Source organism: Rhodococcus sp. G6(2025) (assembly GCF_058628105.1).
Genome location: NZ_CP179750.1, coordinates 4,704,292 through 4,719,301, shown reverse-complemented (window position 1 = coordinate 4,719,301; position 15,010 = coordinate 4,704,292). Strand labels below are relative to the sequence as shown.

Below are 15,010 nucleotides of genomic sequence, written 5' to 3'. Positions count from 1 at the left end.
ATGCGTGGAGTAGTGATGTATGCCCCCGGCGATGTTCGCGTCGTCGAGCGGGAAGACCCGAAGATCATCGAGCCGACCGACGCGATCATCCGGATCACCGCGACCTGCATCTGCGGATCCGACCTGTGGCCGTACCGGGGTGTGGAACCGGTCGATCACACCCTGATGGGACACGAGTACGTCGGCGTCGTGGAGGAAATCGGTGCCGCCGTGCAGACCGTGTCGGTCGGTGATTTCGTCGTCGGGTCGTTCGCCGTCTCCGACAACACCTGCGAGATCTGCCGCGCCGGCTACCAATCCCGTTGCCTGCACGGCTCCTTCGTCGCCGGAGACATCGGCACCCAGGCAGAGAAGGCCCGCATCCCGTACGCCGACGGAACGCTGGTGGCGACGCCCGGTCAGCCGGAGATGGACCTGGTTCCCTCGCTGCTGGCGGCCTCGGATGTCCTTGGGACGGGCTGGTTCGCCGCCGTCGCCGCCGAGGCCGGACCCGGTAAGACCGTGGCCGTGGTCGGTGACGGTGCCGTCGGCCTGATGGGTGTGCTCGCCGCCCAACAGCTCGGCGCCGAACGGATCATCGCCATGTCCCGGCACGCCGACCGCCAAGGGTTGGCCCGCCAGTTCGGTGCCACCGACATCGTGGCATCCCGCGGCGACGAGGGTGTCGCCGCGATCAAGGAACTCACCGGCGGGCTCGGCGCCCACAGCGTCATCGAAGCCGTCGGAACCGAGGAGTCGATGCTGCAGGCCATCCGCTCGACCCGGCCCGGCGGGCACGTCGGCTACGTCGGCGTCTCCCACGACGGTGTGACCCTGCCCGCCAACCAACTGTTCTTCGCCGAAGTGCACTTGATGGGCGGCCCCGCACCGGTCCGCCGCTTCCTGCCGGAGCTGATCGACCTGATCTGGCGCCGCGAGATCGATCCCGGCAAGGTCTTCGACCTCGCCCTCCCGCTGGACCAGGCGGCCGAGGGCTACCAGGCGATGCACGAGCGCCGCGCCATCAAAACCCTGCTCACCCTCTGACCTCCCGCCCCCAACTCACTCACACACACCAGGAGTGCCGCAATGACCAACACCAGAACCACCGCGCGGCGAGGCCATAGCCGCTGGAGCAGGATCGCCGGCGCCGGGGTTGCCACGCTCGCCGTCCTGGCCGCCTCAGCCTGCTCCGCCACCGACTCGAACACCTCCTCGGCGGCTCCTGCCTCGCCGGTCGCGAACCCGGCCTCCGGGGATCTGTCTAACGGTGCCGACAACTTCTACACCAGTGACCAGGTCACCATGCAGCCGGTGACGTTCACGAACCAGTACCAGATGGACGTCTCCGGCAACCTGTTCGTCCCCAAGAACCTCGCCGCCGGCACCCTCGCAGCCGCCATGGTCGTCGGCCACCCCATGGGCGCGGTCAAGGAGCAGAGCGCCAACCTCTACGCCACCAAAATGGCCGAGCAAGGTTTCGTGACGCTCTCGCTGGACCTGGCGTTCTGGGGCGGCAGCGCGGGTGAACCCCGCAACGCCGTCGCCCCCGACCTCTACACCGAAAACTTCTCCGCCGACGTGGACTTCCTGCGCACCCAGGACACCGTCGATCCCGAACGCATCGGCGCGCTCGGCATCTGCGGCATCGGCAGCTTCGTCATCTCCGCCGCCAAGATCGACCCCCGCATCAAGGCCGTCGCCACGGTCAGCATGTACGACATGGGCGGCGCCAACCGCAACGGGCTGGGCCACTCCGTCACCCCCGAGCAGCGCCAGGCGATCCTCGCCCAAGCCGCTACGCAGCGTGATGTCGAATTCACCGGCGGCCCTGTCGAATACACCAGCGGAACCGTCCGCGAACTGGCCGCGGACTCGACTCCCATCGAACGCGAGTTCTACGACTTCTACCGCACCCAGCGCGGCGCATTCACCCCCGAAGGCACCACCCCGGACCTGACTACGCACCCGACGCTGTCGAGCAACGCGAAGTTCATGAATTTCTACCCCTTCAACGACATCGAGACCATCTCGCCGCGCCCGATGCTGTTCGTCACCGGCGAAAACGCCCACTCCCGCGAGTTCAGCGAAGAGGCCTACCGCCTCGCCGGTGACCGCAAGGAACTGGTGATCGTGCCCGGCGCCGGGCACGTCGACCTCTACGACCGCACTGAACTGATCCCGTTCGACAAGCTGACCGAGTTCTACACCCAGAACCTCACCTAACGGCATGCGGGCAGCGACCGGCAACCCGGTTTGAGTGTTCTTACCCCACAAGAGGACCCACGGGTATGCCAGCGGTGCACCGACTATGCACGCCGGCATACCCGGTTCAACTGTCAACCTCGACGAGCGATGCCCGGACACCACGACAGCCAAGAGGGCGTAACACAACTCCGCGCTCTCGCGGCGACAAGGCCGCACAGCGCCGCGAGCATGCGAAACCGCATAGGAGGGCACCGACGGAAGGACACCGATGATCGGGAACAGTAGTCACGACAACCACGATCGAGCAGGAACCATCGCGATCGGGCTCGCCATCGCGATCACCGCCATCCTGACCTACCTGGATTCACTGATCTATTGACCGCTCGGAACCGCCCCCGTCACGACGCGAGCCGTAACGGAGGATGGTGTCCGTCTACTGGAAGTACGTCCCAACCTCCCGCGCTCCCTTAGCGTTGATGGTTGGAGCAGCAACACGAGATCGGAGCGTTGCTAGACAGCAGGCGTGCAATGCCCGAGCGCATCTACGACCGCACAATCGCCGAGGACCTGAATCCAGTGTTCGACGGCGACGGTGCCTCGGAGCTGGTCTGCGGGCTGGTCCGGTTCACCCCGGGCGCTCGCACCAACTGGCACGCCCACGGCAACGGGCAGCTGCCACCACGTGGCTGGAGCCGGTCACCGCGGAGCAGTACGCCGCTGCGCACACTGCTGCAGGGGTGGAGTGATAGCGATCAGCGACGACACGAAGCGCATCCACGATCAGTTGGCGGGCTTGATCGGAAAATTTCTCGAACGTCATTGACGCTCCTTCGCGGACTGCATCCCGTGACTGACGGGAGTGGGTTCACTGGATCGGTCAATGTGTGGAGAGGTGGCAGGTTCCCGGGCGGCCCCGTCCCTGTCTGCGCCGCGTTCGGGTGTGTTGTGTTGTGCTGATGGCGGTTAGCTGCCGAAGATGGTGCCGAGATCGTCGACGTCGGGGGCGTCGCCGGCGGCGGGGGCGCGGGATCCTCGCCGGCGACGGCAACGGTGACGACCGTGGAGGCTTGTTGGACGGTGAACTCCGTGCCGGGCCATTGTGCCAGGTAGTCCTCGATTCCGGGGTAGTCGGAGATCCACATGGCCGGGTCGGTATCGGTGCGCGAGCAAGAGGCCAGTGCGACGTAGGAGCCGTCCGGAACGTCCATCACCGACTGGGTTGTCGTCCCCGGTTGAACCTCGCCTGTCTCGTACAGTGATTGACCGGCGCTGAGGACGTCGCGGACGGGTGGCAGCACCCTGTCGGGGGCAGGTGCGAGAGAAGTTCCGCAGCCGATGATGGTGCCGCTGTTGTTGGTGATGGTGTTGGTGACGGTCGATCCGTCAACGGTGAAGGCGAAGATGACGTCGGTGGTTTCGGCCGCTGATGCCGGCGCGGCCGCTGCGACTGCCAGTGGGATGGTGGCCGCGGCAAGGAGGGTGGTACGGGCACTCATGGGCATGCGGTGTCCTATTCGTCGGTGTGATGAGTAGTGATGTGTGCATCCTGCAGCAGAAACCGACCGACTGGCATTGTTTCCGTGAGTTTGGTGAACCGGTGGACTTCGTTGTTGTCGACGGTCACCGCCCGGTTGTGCTGGCGACATCAATGTCTCATTGGCTCTGCGTAATTCGGAATTGCCGATGGTGCTGGAATCAGGACGGACCGCGGGACGCATGAATGGGTCACCCGGTGCGGATTTCCTGGAGACTGTTCAGTCATGACCGATCAACTGCACGCCGACCTCATAGAACGTCTGGGTCGGGCTGTCGCCCGTGCCGCGATGGATGGTGACCCCCTGTTCGGCACCGTCGAGGTCACCATCGCCGAGCTGACTGAGCTGCTCGAACGCCGAATCCCTCCCGGTGAATGACCGGGGGAGATCTGGTCTGGGCTGACGCGCGTTCGTCGCGCATACACTAGGGCGATGACCGATTCGTCAGCGCCGGTGGCTCCGTTCGGGCGCGTTCTTACAGCGATGGCTACGGCGTTCACCGTGGATGGCGAGATCGATGAGGAGGCGACTGCTCGGATCGCCCTACATCTGGTCGATCATGGGCACGACGGCCTTGTCGTCTCGGGGACGACCGGTGAGGCGGCCACTACTACCACCGCCGAGGACGGTCGGATCTTGCAAGTGGTCAAGGATGCGGTGGGCGACCGCGCAAAAATCGTTGCCGGAGTAGGAACGAACGACACACGGCACACACTGGAATTGGCGAGGCAGGCTGTCATGCACGGGGCTGACGGGCTGCTGCTGGTGACGCCGTATTACAACAAGCCGAGCCAGGGCGGTGTACTGCAGCACTTTCGGTACGTCGTGGAGGCAGTCGATGCTCCGGTCATGGTCTACGACATTCCCGGCCGGGCCGGTACCAAGCTGGCGCCGTCGACGTTCGAGACGATGGCGGAGTGGCCGTCCGTGGTGGCGGTGAAGGATGCCGCTGGAGATCCCACTCAGGCGATCATGTTGCGCGAATTGGGCTATGCGGTCTACTCGGGAGACGACAGCCTCACGCTGGGTTTCCTGGCGTATGGGGCGTGCGGGGTCGTCTCGGTTCTCGGTCACGTGGCAGGTGACGAGATCCGCACGATGATCGACGCCTTCTTCTCGGGGGAGGTCGAAACCGCACGGGAGATCAATACCCGCCTGCAGCCGGCGTTGCGTGCGGTCATGGGTGTCCCCAATTACGGCGCGACGACGGTCAAGGGGGCACTGCAGTTGCTCGGTGTGCTGCAGAACAGAACCGTGCGGTCCCCGCTCCTTGCCCTCGACGACGGCGAGTACGAGGCGTTGCGGACGGGGCTGCTCGCTTCGGGTTTGCTGCACTGACCGAGCAGTGCACGGGGTCGCCGTGGTTGTCAGGTGCCGGAGGCGGCACGGGTGGCGACTGGTTGTCTGAGGATGGTGCGTTGCTTCTCGGGCGCGATCCTGCGGAAGTCGTTGAGGTAAATCTCGTGGTGCTTGCCGGACACACGTAGTCCGTTGCTGGGGATGAAATCGTCATGCAGTTGTGCGAGCACGGCTGCTTCGTCGTCGAAGGAGCCGGCGTGCAGTGTCTGCACACACCGCCCTTCGCTCAGATCCGCGAGTCGGACGTCGTCGAGGCGTACCGGGCGGTTCTTGGCACCGGCCTGGTCGACCGCGGTGGCAAACATGGCCTGGTCGACCCACTTCGGGGTCATGATCATCATCGTCCAGTCCCATCGCGACTTGTCTCGCACCGTGGTGAAGGAGTCCATGTCATCGGCCCACCACAAGCCCTCCAGCGGAGGAACGACATAGTCGCGGCCGAGGTCACGCTTGCTGGCGAACTTCAGCTTGTATGCGAGGGGGTAGAGAGCTTCGACGGCGTCGCTGAATGCCGGTGAGGTGTTGGGGTCGCCGTGACCGTCGATCATGAGGTATTGCAGGTCGGGCACATCCACGATCCGGAACTCGCCTCGGGGGGACTGGTAGGCGGCGAGGGTCTTCTTGAAGTCGGTCTTGTCCGTCATCGGGCACCTGGACTCGCGTAGCGAGCCACCACCTTTCTGCCTCCAAGAGGCTCGACGAAGAGAAGAACACCTCACGCGCCGAGCTGCGAGGGTGTGCGGTTCCGTCTCGCCCAACCTCGGCCGCCGCGGGGCGGAGTCCGCGGCGGCCGAGGTTGTGCGAGCACCTTCGGGGTACTGGCGGAGGAGGGGGTCAGTCGGTGATCGTGGGCGGCTCGGTGAGGAAAGGGCGCACTTCGAGCCACTCATGGATCGGCTTCCCTCCCGCCCCCGGAGCAGCGGAGAGCTCTCCTGCCAGCTCGATGGCGCGTTCGTAGCTGTCGACGTCGATCATCATCCAGCCGGCGATGAGGTCCTTGGTCTCGGCGAAGGGGCCGTCGGTGACCGGTGGCCGCCCCTCGCCGTCGTAGCGGACGAACATTCCGTCTGGGGCGAGCGCTTGACCGTCGACGAACTCGCCCGTGCCTTCGAGTCGGTCTGCGAAGTCTTGCATGTACTGGATGTGGGCCGAGATCTCCTCCGGCGTCCACTGGTCCATCGGCACATCGTTGACCGCAGCCGGGGCGCCGCGGTAGTGCTTGAGCAGAAGATACTTACCCATTGTGTTTCTCCTCGGTGGTGGTGCGGCCCATTCTGGTCGCGTTCACTGTGGAGACGGAGCCAGTCAGGATTTCTCGACACGCCGCCCGAAGAATCTTTTGGGTCTCGTCCGAACCGGGGGCGGAGGCCTGTAGTTGCGTAGCCGGGCGCGTCGTGCACAGCGCTCGCGGCACAGGACCTCACAGTGTCGGCCGGTCGAGCGGACGTCGCAGTGGCGCGAGTGCGCCGGCGTCCCGTAACCGGCCGTACACGCGGACAATCGTGTCGATGTCGCCCGGTGCTGCAATGTGCAGCAGCACGCCGCCGTCCAGCGTGTCCTGACGGACCGCCCCCGGGCCGTCGGGTACCAGGACTGCGCGGGCCGCGGACAGATAGCCGAACCGGCCGACGACAGGATCGCCGACGGTGAACCCGGCGCCGTCTTCGAGCGCATCGAGAATGTCGTCGTCGCTGACGTCACCGAAGTCCGGTTCCCACACCGACGCAAGCATTGCGAGCAGTTCGGATTCGGGGACGATGGCGCCGTCGGGCGCGTCGACCGTCATCACCAGTGACTGCAGGAGAAACTGTGGGGCACCACCCGCAACGCCGGACAGTTCGACCGCCCACCCGTCCGCACCGGTGTGTATCAGTCGCAATCCGGTCCCCGTCAGATCCGACCACGCCTCAGCGCCCTGCGCGTCCAGGAGTACCGCTGTCAGGTCGTCCGGCGCACAGGCGGTGTCCGGTCCCGACGCGTGAACCTGCCGCCACTCGCCTCGCACCGGTGGCGCAGCCGCCGGCAGCAGTTCCGTGACGTGCTCCAACGTCTGCCGCCACCGTCCTGCCAGCGTTTCGACCGGCTCCGGCCGCGGCCCCCAGAAGGCCCGCACGACGCGTCGCATTCGAATATGTCCTCCCTCTCGACCCCTACGGTCATCCGTGCGTCCCGGGCGGGATCAGCGTCCGCAACGAACCGTGGTGCAGCTGATTCTGTCATCAGATGCGTCCTGCCAACTGGAACGGAAGCATCGATTCCGGGATGCGACGGCTGGTGACCATGTCGGCGATCCCTTCAGCCGTGGCAGGTGCCACGGTGACACCCAACATGCCGTGGCCGGCGGCGATGTAGAGGCCGCGGTGACCGGGAACCGGGCCGATGAACGGCAGGCTGTCGGGTGTGGCGGGTCGTAATCCGGCTCTGCCGGAACGAATGTAGACATTCGTGTCGGGGGCCCATCCTGCCAAGTGCGGGTGCACCTGGCCCACGAGGCGTCGGATCCGCCGCTCGGGGACCCGTTCGTCGCGGGCAGGTAATTCGAATGCGCCGACGATGCGTATCGCGTCGTGGTATGGGCTCAGTGCGGACCCTCGACGTACCGGCACTGGCACCGCGCCCCCGTAGCCTGCCGGTCGTCTTCCGAGGTGCGGCGCCCCGACGTATCCGTAGTGCGTGACAACTGGTCGGCCGGTTGTTCTATGGCTGCCAGTGCTGCACGTTTTCGAGTGCGACGCGCGGCGGGGGATCGGACGGACAGGTCATGCTGTGTTCATCCGATCCCCTCGTCGGCGGGGGCGAGCTTCGTCAGTTCGTGACTGCGGGGCGGGTGGGCCTGCGGTCGTCGGCGAACATGGCCTCGATCCTCGACTTGATCTCCGCGGTGCTCATGGTGCCGCTGCGCCGGGGCGTCTGCCGTCCGGTGGGAGTCGTCGGGGCAATCGAGGGTGTCGCCATGTGTCCTGCTTTCGTCGGATACCGATATGTGTGCCTCGCGGTCACGGTTGTGATCTGGTTCACATCGTGGCCGACTATGTTGTACACCACATGTTAGGTCCCGTGCCACTCGGCCTGGTCACCTCGGCGGTGGCCGGGAACGCGACCGAGCGGGTGCGAGGTCGGCGAATCGGCTCCGGCTGACTGCGATGGCCCGAGCGTAGAATTGCGCGGGTTCGGTCGATCACGCTGGGCCCGGATTTCGGTGAGGCCTTACCGAACTTCTCCGGCCTCGTCGCCGATCTGCTCTGCTCGGTAGTCGGCTCCGAATTGCGACGAGATCGGGAGGGTACTTCAGCGATGCGAACCGATGGAGACAGTTGGGACATCGTCAGTAGCGTGGGCCTGACCGCGTTGGGAGTGGCGACATTTCGGGCGTTGGAGACAGTCCGCCCCGACGCGTTGATTCAGGACGACTACGCGCGGTTGTTCGTCGAAGCGGCGGGTGAACCACATTTCACCGGGCTGTTGGCCGACCCGTCGTTACTCGGGGACATGCCGTTCTCGGGCTTCATGGGTGCTCGGACCAGATTCTTCGATGAGTTCTTCTCGTCAGCCACGGGCGCGGGGGTTTCGCAGGCGGTGATCCTCGCGGCCGGGTTGGACGCACGGGCATATCGCTTGGACTGGCCGACCGGCACGACGGTCTTCGAGGTCGACCAACCGCAGGTGCTGGAATTCAAAGAGGATGTCCTCGCCGATCATGGGGCCAGGGCGACGGCTGATCGTCGCCCGGTGGCCGTCGATCTGCGAGACGACTGGCCTGCCGCCCTCGAAGCCGCAGGCTTCGACCCTGGTAAGCCGACCGCGTGGTCGGTGGAGGGCCTGCTGGCTTACCTCCCGGGCGCGGCGCACGACGCGCTGTTCGAGCGGATCGACCAACTGTCCAGCTCCGGCAGCCACCTTGCCGTGGACAACTTCGCGGCGGGAACCGATATGCAACGCTTCGACGCCATCAGAGCGAAGTATTTCGCCGAGAATCCGTTCGGCGACCTCGACATCTCCGAGCTGTTCTACGGTGACGAGCGGGCCGATCCGGTGCAGTGGTTGACCGGGCACGGCTGGTCGGTGCGGCGGTCCAATTCGCTCGAGCTGGCGGCCGCCTACGGGCGGCCGGTTCCGGATCTCCCTGAAGAACTTGTCGATCTGTCGAAGCGATCGACGTACCTGACGGCGGTCAAGTAGCCACTGCCCAGCTTGCAGCGATGAACCGCGGGGGCGAGCCACCTGTTGCCTCATGTCAAGATGCCCGCGAAGTCTGATTCGTTGACTCATCGAGAAGTGCCCGCGTGAGAGGGGCTCTCCTCGTGGGTGTGTTCTTGGCGGTGGCGAGGGCGATGAGCTCGGTGGTCAATGCCTGGATCTGACGCTGGACGGCGGCGGGGTTGATGGTCGAGTACGTGTCGGCGAGGATGGCCTTGTCCTCTCCGGTGACGGCCTCGTGCTGGTCTGCACGCCGATGCGGAGTGGTGGCGATGTCGTACTTCTTGGTCACCTTCGCGCCGTCACGTTCTTTCGACACCAATTTCTGCTGTGGGTAGAAGTAGTTCGTTAGCTGCGACTGCAGAACCCAGATCTGATTGAGCAGCAACAACTCTGCAGAGGTGTCATAGCGGAGATAGCCGACGATGGTGCGTACTACGGCCCAGTTCTTCTGCTCGACGTGTGCCCCGTCGTTGGAGTTTCCGGGACGCGAGCGGGTGAAGGTGATCTGCTGTCTGTTGCACCAGTCGAGCAGGTGGTGGTTGATGAACTCGCTGCCGTTGTCGGAGTCGACGCCGAGGAGTGGGAACGGCATGATGGCAGCGATCTCGTCGAGTGCGGCGATGACCCATTTGCGGGCCTTGTTGCGCACACTGCGGTTCTCGGTCCAACCGGTGGCGATGTCGGTGACCGTCAGCGTGTAAGCGTGCTCACCGACGGCGTTGCCGCCCTCGTGGCCGACCAGGTCGATCTCGACGAACCCCGGCGCCGCATCATCCCACTGCGCCCAGGTGCGGATCGGGATCTGGGACTTGAGCAGGGAACCGGGCTTGGTATGTGATCGGCCCTTGAGTTCATGGTTCTTGCGTTCGGGCGCCAGCCGTCGGTCGATGGTGGCTGCAGACATGCCGACCAGCAACAGTGCGGTAGCGTCGTCGATGTCGAGTTCACCGAACGCACGCAGAATGGGCACGAGGTCTGGCAGTGCCGGCGCAAGCCGCTTCCCGGCAGGCATCCCCAGCACCGCCCAGCAGAAGATCAACGCTGCAACAACGTTCGGCCCGTACGTCGGTGGGCGCCCGGTTCGGGGACGGACCACCTTCGGAATCAACGCTGCCCGCAATGCCTTGCGGGCGTGGTCGCGATGCCAGCCGGTCGTGGCGCACAATTCGTCTAGGATCTTCGCTTTGCCCGGCTTGTCGGCGCGCTTGTAGCGGGTCGCGATCGCCGTGGTGACGGCTCTGCGTTCAGCCATGGTCAGTCCCATCCTCCGGCCCTACCCTCGACCACCACACCGACGTGATCGACACGCCGCTACGCGGGCGTTCTCACGTGAGGCAACGAAGGGGCTTACGCGGGCATTTTGGATGAGTCAACGCGAGCCATTGCGGTGGACCGCCATCCGCGCGTACATTGGTAGTTGCGGATCGAGAGAGTAATCGGCAACGGTGAAACACTCGAGAAGCAGAGATCCGGCCGAGAATGTGAGAGCATTCCCGGCCGAACCCCTGTCTGGGGCATTTTCCCGCTCACCGACCTGGTGCTTTATCACGCGGTCGGCACGAGTCGCACGCCGGTCTCAGCACCGGTGCTGTGAGCATCACTATTCTCAATCCTGCTCTGCAGCAACGTCATCGACGATCCGCGCCGATGCCGGTCGGGAAGTGGTAGGCGAAGACTTTCGGCGAGTGCGCCACGGCGCCATCCGGTCGAGGAGCCTGTCGTTCAGGACCAGCACATGGAAGAGGACGGCGGACATGTGTGCGGTGAAGGTGAAGAACAGCAGGTAGGCGAATGCAGTGTGAGCTTGTCTCGACAACGCGTAGACGCGGGGATCTGGTGCAAGCAGCGTGGGCAGGTGCAGATGCTGGTAGAGGATGATCGGGTAGCCACCGGCCGAGAGCATGGCCCACCCGGTGAGCGGCTGGATCACGAGCAGCCCGTAGAGCAGGTACTCCGACGCGGTTGCGACCCGGCGCTCGACCGGTCCCATGGAGGCGGGTGGTGCGGGCGTGCGGCACACCAGCCGGTTGCCGATGCGGACGATCACCAGCGCGAGGATTGCGGCGCCCAACGGGACGTGCACCGAGCGCAGCAGGTGGTAGCGGTCGAGGGTCGTCACCATGACGGCGCCGATGAGCAGTTGTGCGATCACCATGACCGCCATCGCCCAATGCAGCACCCGGACGGTCGCCGCGAACCGGAGTGGGCGGTCGGTCGGGTCAGCGGTCATCGCGCACCCCATCCACGTCAACGAGCGCCGGTGTTTTCGGCTCCCCGGACCGGCGGGTGAACGATTCGGTGTAGACCGCGGACCGGGCGCTGAGCAGGGGATCGTCCGAGGGTGCAATGCCCGTTGGGAGGATAAGCGGGTCGAAGTTGAGGTCCCGCGCGTTGTGCGGCGCTTCGGTCCGGACCGCCTCGATGGTCACGGTGCCGACGTCGAGGACCTGCCGGGTCGGCGGCCACGGCCGGGTGGCGTCGTCGGTCCGATCGCCTGGTTGACCGATCGTGAGCAACATCCGCCACCGCAGCGGCCCACGCGAGACTGCCGCGGTGAGGGCGTCGAAGAGGTGATCGCGCCCCGGCAGCGGCGGCAGGCCGGGGGAGCGGACCGGTTGCGCGGGGACCAGTGTCCACCGCACCGCAACCGTGACTCCGGTGTCGTTGGTGCAATGGAAGGCATTGAGACCGTAGAAGGTGCTGTTGTCGAACCCGGAGGTCGGTGGATGCTGTCGGATGAGGTTCATCGCCGCCGCGGTCTCGGGACGGCGGGAAAGAAACGCCGCCATGCGATCCGGATCGGGCTTGCCGGTGGCCGGGTCCGTTTTCGATGCGAGCAACCGCTCGTAGAAGCCGTCTGGTGTCCGGTCGGGGAACACCGGGGTGTTGATCATCGCGGTGCGCCACTGCTCGCCATCGGGGAGGTCGAACGCCAACCCCAGCCCGCGGACCGTGGCGTCGGCGTCCGGAGTGGACGGATTCCCGCCCGAGAGTGAGAACCGGCCGGTCACCGGGATCCGGCCGGCCCGGAAAACGCTGGCCGTGGAAACTCCGGACCCGGCACCGGTGGCGGTGAAGTATCCGGTCGCGCTGACTCCTTTGGCGTGATTGCGCCGGAATCCGTCGTGATGCCCGGCGACCTCCTCGAACCGGTCGGTCAGCCGTGCCGGGGTCAGCGCGTCGGCGTCCAGTGTCCCCGCCGCGCAGAGGAACCCGCCGACGTCCACTGCCGCGATGGCGCCCACCGCGGCCAGGCCGAGCAGCGCACTGCGGCGACTGACGGCCGGGCGCGGCGCCTGATCCGGGGGTGTGGTGGCGTCATCCATGGGCGGAGTCGACCGTCACCACGTGCCAGGTTCCCTTGACGCCGTCGCCGCCCGTCTGCCCGGGGGCGGTGTCTTTCGCGAACCGGTACAGCGGGTGGCCGTCGTAGGTGATCTGCTCGGTTCCGTCCGGCCGCGTCGTGGCACCCGCGCGGGCGGCGAGGGTGGCGTCGGGGCGGGGTGCACCGACGAGCGAGGGCGGCCAGATCTCGGCGCACGGGCCGGTGCACCGGATGGTGCCCGGGGTGTCCTCGTCGAATCGGTAAAGCGTGAATCCGTCTCCGTCGGTGAGCACGGTGCCGAGAGCGGTCTCCCGGGTGCCGAGTTCCACCTGCCCCGCGGTGGACGCAGACGGCTGCACCTGGGGCGGAGTGTCGTCGGTGGCGGTGCCGCACGCCGACATCATCGCGATCGTGCCGGCGGCGCCGGCCGCCGCAAGAATCGATTTCTTCAGCATCGTTTTGGGTCTCCATTCGTTCGTTCCGTATGCCGGTTCGTTCGGCGCTGGGGAGTACGGATGGTCGGCGACCCACGTTCAGCTACCCCCGCGCACCCGAGTGGCAGAATTCGAGATGAACGCCGCGCCGCCCACGCCCGTACTCCTCGGTGGGTGTCGGGCGGGCCGACGCCGTATCCGGTGTTTCGGGAGGTGAGTGGTGCGGCTTCGTATCGTGCGCACACGCGGGGACCAGTCCGAGGGGGGCTTGGATGACGAGACGGTGTTGCGGGCCGCCTACGACGAACACGGGAGGGAACTGTTCGCCCTCGCCTACCGCTCCCTCGGAGACCGGGGTCGCGCGGAGGAGGCGGTACAGGAGACGTTTCTTCGGGCGTGGCGGCGCGCGGACCGGTTCGACCCGCGACGCGCTACGCTCCGGACCTGGCTGTATGCGATCTGCCGCAACGTGGTGATCGACGCGATCCGGGCTCGTGCCGCCCGACCCGAGCTGGCCGACGCTGCACCACCCGAGCTGCCCGCACCCGAGCGTCCCCTCGAACAACTGCTGGTGGGGCTCGAGATGGAGGAGGCGCTGCGGCGGCTGTCCGATCAGCACCGCTGCGTCCTGGTCGAGATTCACCTGCGTGACCGGCCCGCCGCCGAGGTGGCCGCACAGCTCGGCATTCCCGTGGGCACCGTCCGCAGTCGTGTGTACTACGCGCTGAAGGCTCTCCGACTCGTACTCGAAGAAATGGGGTGGCATGGTGACCACTGACCGCTGCCAGCAGATGCGCACCATGTTGGGGATGTACACGCTCGGTCGCCTCGACGACCGCGAGATGATCACGCTTCGCGCCCACCTGGACGGCTGCCCGGAGTGCCGCACCGAGTTGCGTCTGCTGACGCCGGTCGCGGCTGCCCTGTCGGCGGCGGACCCGGACCGGATCACCGAACCTGCGCCCCGGCCGTCGTCGACGCTGCCCGACGCGATCTTCGGGGCGGTCGACCGCGAACGCGGACGGAAGCGGTACCACCGGATCGCAGTCGCCGCCGCGGCCGTCGTGATCGCCGTCGGCCTGGTGGCCGGCGGGTTCTTCCTGCGAGGGGGCACCTCGACAGCCCCGCCCGGGCAGCCGGTGGCATTCACGGTGCTCGCCGCAGGTGTGGACGCCTCCGCGCGGGTGGAGAACCGGGCGTGGGGAACCGGAATCAGCCTCGACGTCGCCGGACTCCCGCAGGGCCGCACGTACAACGTCTGGCTCCAACGCTCCGACGGAAGTCGCATGAATGCTGGCAGTTTCATCGCCGGCGGCGACAAGACGATGTCGATGCAGTTGGCGGTGGGGCTGCCGATGTCGGATGCGGCGATGCTCGGGGTGAGTGCCCCGGGCGACGACCGGCCCCTGCTACAAGCGCCACTGCGGTCCTGACCGACGCCAATCCTCGTGGACGACTCAGAGGAGCCGGCCGTCGCGAGCCACGACCCGGCCCGCCCGCACCACCGTGTCCCGACGGGGGACGTCGACGACGATCTGCGGCACGCATTCTCCGTCCAGCAACATGAAGTCGGCGGGTGAACCCGGTTGCAGGTCGGCCCGCGGCAGCCCCATGGCGGCAGCACCGCCGTCGGCGGCGAGTTCGAAACACGCCTCGAGATCCTCGTCGAGGCGTGCGTCGAGTGCCCAGGCGAGTAGCCACGCGAAGGCACGAGACCCGGACGGAGCGGAAGAACTGGCCCGCCGACACGTCGTGGGTACCCGGGTTGAAGCCGTCCGCTCCCTGGCCGCCGAGACCGGGACGACCTGAGGCGCCCCAGGTAGCACGCGGGCGACCACGGTCTCTCCTACGACTGCGAGATTCGAACGTACCTGGCTACCCGATCAGGGCCACCAAATCTACTCGTCGCGAATGTTTCGCATCCGCCGACGACGCTCGTGCCGAGTCGCTCGTGTGAGAATGCCGGCGCG

At 66.3% G+C, this 15,010-nt stretch carries 17 protein-coding genes and 1 pseudogene; 7 read left to right on the top strand and 11 right to left on the bottom strand.

Annotated features, from left to right (window positions below; all coding sequences use genetic code 11):
• Positions 1 to 1,026 (top strand): zinc-dependent alcohol dehydrogenase family protein, encoded by a 1,026-nt coding sequence (locus ACLIVD_RS21630; protein WP_491930631.1) that lies wholly within the window; start codon positions 1 to 3, stop codon positions 1,024 to 1,026.
• Between the two features lie 42 nt (positions 1,027 to 1,068).
• Positions 1,069 to 2,205 carry an alpha/beta hydrolase gene (locus ACLIVD_RS21625; protein WP_491930630.1) on the top strand — a complete coding sequence of 379 codons (1,137 nt, stop codon included), beginning with the start codon at positions 1,069 to 1,071 and terminating at the stop codon, positions 2,203 to 2,205.
• A gap of 945 nt (positions 2,206 to 3,150) precedes the next feature.
• Here the strand turns inward: ACLIVD_RS21625 and ACLIVD_RS21620 are convergent.
• Positions 3,151 to 3,689: pseudogene (locus tag ACLIVD_RS21620) on the bottom strand (hypothetical protein).
• A 258-nt stretch (positions 3,690 to 3,947) separates the two neighbouring features.
• Between ACLIVD_RS21620 and ACLIVD_RS21615 the strand changes: the two are divergent.
• On the top strand, positions 3,948 to 4,100 hold the full coding sequence (locus ACLIVD_RS21615; RefSeq protein WP_280780224.1) for a hypothetical protein: 153 nt from the start codon (positions 3,948 to 3,950) through the stop codon (positions 4,098 to 4,100).
• 54 nt (positions 4,101 to 4,154) lie between these two features.
• Complete coding sequence (dapA, locus tag ACLIVD_RS21610) at positions 4,155 to 5,060, top strand: 4-hydroxy-tetrahydrodipicolinate synthase (protein WP_491930629.1); 906 nt, start codon at positions 4,155 to 4,157, stop codon at positions 5,058 to 5,060.
• A 29-nt stretch (positions 5,061 to 5,089) separates the two neighbouring features.
• On the opposite strand, the gene ACLIVD_RS21605 is transcribed toward dapA, so the two are convergent.
• The 5 genes from ACLIVD_RS21605 to ACLIVD_RS21585 form a co-directional block, all read right to left on the bottom strand.
• Positions 5,090 to 5,725, bottom strand: coding sequence for a GyrI-like domain-containing protein (locus ACLIVD_RS21605; RefSeq protein WP_283335291.1), 636 nt, complete (start codon positions 5,723 to 5,725; stop codon positions 5,090 to 5,092).
• 190 nt (positions 5,726 to 5,915) lie between these two features.
• Entirely contained in the window at positions 5,916 to 6,323 is a 408-nt protein-coding gene (locus ACLIVD_RS21600) for a YciI family protein (protein ID WP_280780227.1), read from the bottom strand.
• A gap of 178 nt (positions 6,324 to 6,501) precedes the next feature.
• Positions 6,502 to 7,206: a hypothetical protein gene (locus ACLIVD_RS21595; RefSeq protein WP_283351940.1), complete on the bottom strand. Its 705-nt coding sequence runs from the start codon at positions 7,204 to 7,206 to the stop codon at positions 6,502 to 6,504.
• Positions 7,207 to 7,300: 94 nt separating this feature from the next.
• On the bottom strand, positions 7,301 to 7,693 hold the full coding sequence (locus tag ACLIVD_RS21590; RefSeq protein WP_491930628.1) for an NAD(P)/FAD-dependent oxidoreductase: 393 nt from the start codon (positions 7,691 to 7,693) through the stop codon (positions 7,301 to 7,303).
• A 193-nt stretch (positions 7,694 to 7,886) separates the two neighbouring features.
• Positions 7,887 to 8,036, bottom strand: a complete 150-nt coding sequence (locus ACLIVD_RS21585) for a hypothetical protein (RefSeq protein ID WP_198602318.1) — start codon at positions 8,034 to 8,036, stop codon at positions 7,887 to 7,889.
• A gap of 339 nt (positions 8,037 to 8,375) precedes the next feature.
• On the opposite strand from ACLIVD_RS21585, the gene ACLIVD_RS21580 reads away from it, so the two are divergent.
• A complete protein-coding gene (locus ACLIVD_RS21580) occupies positions 8,376 to 9,260 on the top strand; it encodes a class I SAM-dependent methyltransferase (RefSeq protein ID WP_317568858.1) in 885 nt (294 codons plus the stop codon).
• A 55-nt stretch (positions 9,261 to 9,315) separates the two neighbouring features.
• Here ACLIVD_RS21580 and ACLIVD_RS21575 read toward each other — a convergent pair whose 3' ends face one another.
• The 4 genes from ACLIVD_RS21575 to ACLIVD_RS21560 form a co-directional block, all read right to left on the bottom strand.
• Positions 9,316 to 10,545, bottom strand: a complete 1,230-nt coding sequence (locus ACLIVD_RS21575; RefSeq protein WP_164060291.1) for a DDE-type integrase/transposase/recombinase — start codon at positions 10,543 to 10,545, stop codon at positions 9,316 to 9,318.
• A 342-nt stretch (positions 10,546 to 10,887) separates the two neighbouring features.
• Complete coding sequence (locus ACLIVD_RS21570) at positions 10,888 to 11,511, bottom strand: cytochrome b (RefSeq protein WP_477956772.1); 624 nt, start codon at positions 11,509 to 11,511, stop codon at positions 10,888 to 10,890.
• On the bottom strand, positions 11,501 to 12,607 hold the full coding sequence (locus tag ACLIVD_RS21565; RefSeq protein ID WP_491930627.1) for a catalase family peroxidase: 1,107 nt from the start codon (positions 12,605 to 12,607) through the stop codon (positions 11,501 to 11,503). The genes ACLIVD_RS21570 and ACLIVD_RS21565 overlap by 11 nt, the downstream gene beginning before the upstream one ends.
• Positions 12,600 to 13,061 (bottom strand): COG4315 family predicted lipoprotein, encoded by a 462-nt coding sequence (locus tag ACLIVD_RS21560; RefSeq protein ID WP_283335298.1) that lies wholly within the window; start codon positions 13,059 to 13,061, stop codon positions 12,600 to 12,602. Before ACLIVD_RS21560 ends, ACLIVD_RS21565 begins: the two co-directional genes overlap by 8 nt.
• A 199-nt stretch (positions 13,062 to 13,260) precedes the next feature.
• Here ACLIVD_RS21560 and ACLIVD_RS21555 point away from each other — a divergent pair, with 199 nt between their 5' ends.
• A complete protein-coding gene (locus ACLIVD_RS21555; RefSeq protein ID WP_169695577.1) occupies positions 13,261 to 13,818 on the top strand; it encodes a sigma-70 family RNA polymerase sigma factor in 558 nt (185 codons plus the stop codon).
• Positions 13,805 to 14,473 carry a zf-HC2 domain-containing protein gene (locus ACLIVD_RS21550; protein ID WP_491930626.1) on the top strand — a complete coding sequence of 223 codons (669 nt, stop codon included), beginning with the start codon at positions 13,805 to 13,807 and terminating at the stop codon, positions 14,471 to 14,473. Before ACLIVD_RS21555 ends, ACLIVD_RS21550 begins: the two co-directional genes overlap by 14 nt.
• 24 nt (positions 14,474 to 14,497) lie before the next feature.
• On the opposite strand, the gene ACLIVD_RS21545 is transcribed toward ACLIVD_RS21550, so the two are convergent.
• On the bottom strand, positions 14,498 to 14,878 hold the full coding sequence (locus tag ACLIVD_RS21545; protein WP_491930625.1) for a hypothetical protein: 381 nt from the start codon (positions 14,876 to 14,878) through the stop codon (positions 14,498 to 14,500).
• Between the last annotated feature and the right edge of the window lie 132 nt (positions 14,879 to 15,010).

What these genes read in the sequence shown, in the direction of transcription:
- ACLIVD_RS21585 (WP_198602318.1), bottom strand. Translation starts at nt 8,036, where the DNA reads ATGGCGACACCCTCGATTGCCCCGACGACTCCCACCGGACGGCAGACG.
- dapA (WP_491930629.1), top strand. Translation starts at nt 4,155, where the DNA reads ATGACCGATTCGTCAGCGCCGGTGGCTCCGTTCGGGCGCGTTCTTACA.
- ACLIVD_RS21570 (WP_477956772.1), bottom strand. Translation starts at nt 11,511, where the DNA reads ATGACCGCTGACCCGACCGACCGCCCACTCCGGTTCGCGGCGACCGTC.
- ACLIVD_RS21630 (WP_491930631.1), top strand. Translation starts at nt 1, where the DNA reads ATGCGTGGAGTAGTGATGTATGCCCCCGGCGATGTTCGCGTCGTCGAG.
- ACLIVD_RS21625 (WP_491930630.1), top strand. Translation starts at nt 1,069, where the DNA reads ATGACCAACACCAGAACCACCGCGCGGCGAGGCCATAGCCGCTGGAGC.
- ACLIVD_RS21595 (WP_283351940.1), bottom strand. Translation starts at nt 7,206, where the DNA reads ATGCGACGCGTCGTGCGGGCCTTCTGGGGGCCGCGGCCGGAGCCGGTC.
- ACLIVD_RS21605 (WP_283335291.1), bottom strand. Translation starts at nt 5,725, where the DNA reads ATGACGGACAAGACCGACTTCAAGAAGACCCTCGCCGCCTACCAGTCC.
- ACLIVD_RS21565 (WP_491930627.1), bottom strand. Translation starts at nt 12,607, where the DNA reads ATGGATGACGCCACCACACCCCCGGATCAGGCGCCGCGCCCGGCCGTC.
- ACLIVD_RS21550 (WP_491930626.1), top strand. Translation starts at nt 13,805, where the DNA reads ATGGTGACCACTGACCGCTGCCAGCAGATGCGCACCATGTTGGGGATG.
- ACLIVD_RS21615 (WP_280780224.1), top strand. Translation starts at nt 3,948, where the DNA reads ATGACCGATCAACTGCACGCCGACCTCATAGAACGTCTGGGTCGGGCT.
- ACLIVD_RS21575 (WP_164060291.1), bottom strand. Translation starts at nt 10,545, where the DNA reads ATGGGACTGACCATGGCTGAACGCAGAGCCGTCACCACGGCGATCGCG.
- ACLIVD_RS21600 (WP_280780227.1), bottom strand. Translation starts at nt 6,323, where the DNA reads ATGGGTAAGTATCTTCTGCTCAAGCACTACCGCGGCGCCCCGGCTGCG.
- ACLIVD_RS21580 (WP_317568858.1), top strand. Translation starts at nt 8,376, where the DNA reads ATGCGAACCGATGGAGACAGTTGGGACATCGTCAGTAGCGTGGGCCTG.
- ACLIVD_RS21560 (WP_283335298.1), bottom strand. Translation starts at nt 13,061, where the DNA reads ATGCTGAAGAAATCGATTCTTGCGGCGGCCGGCGCCGCCGGCACGATC.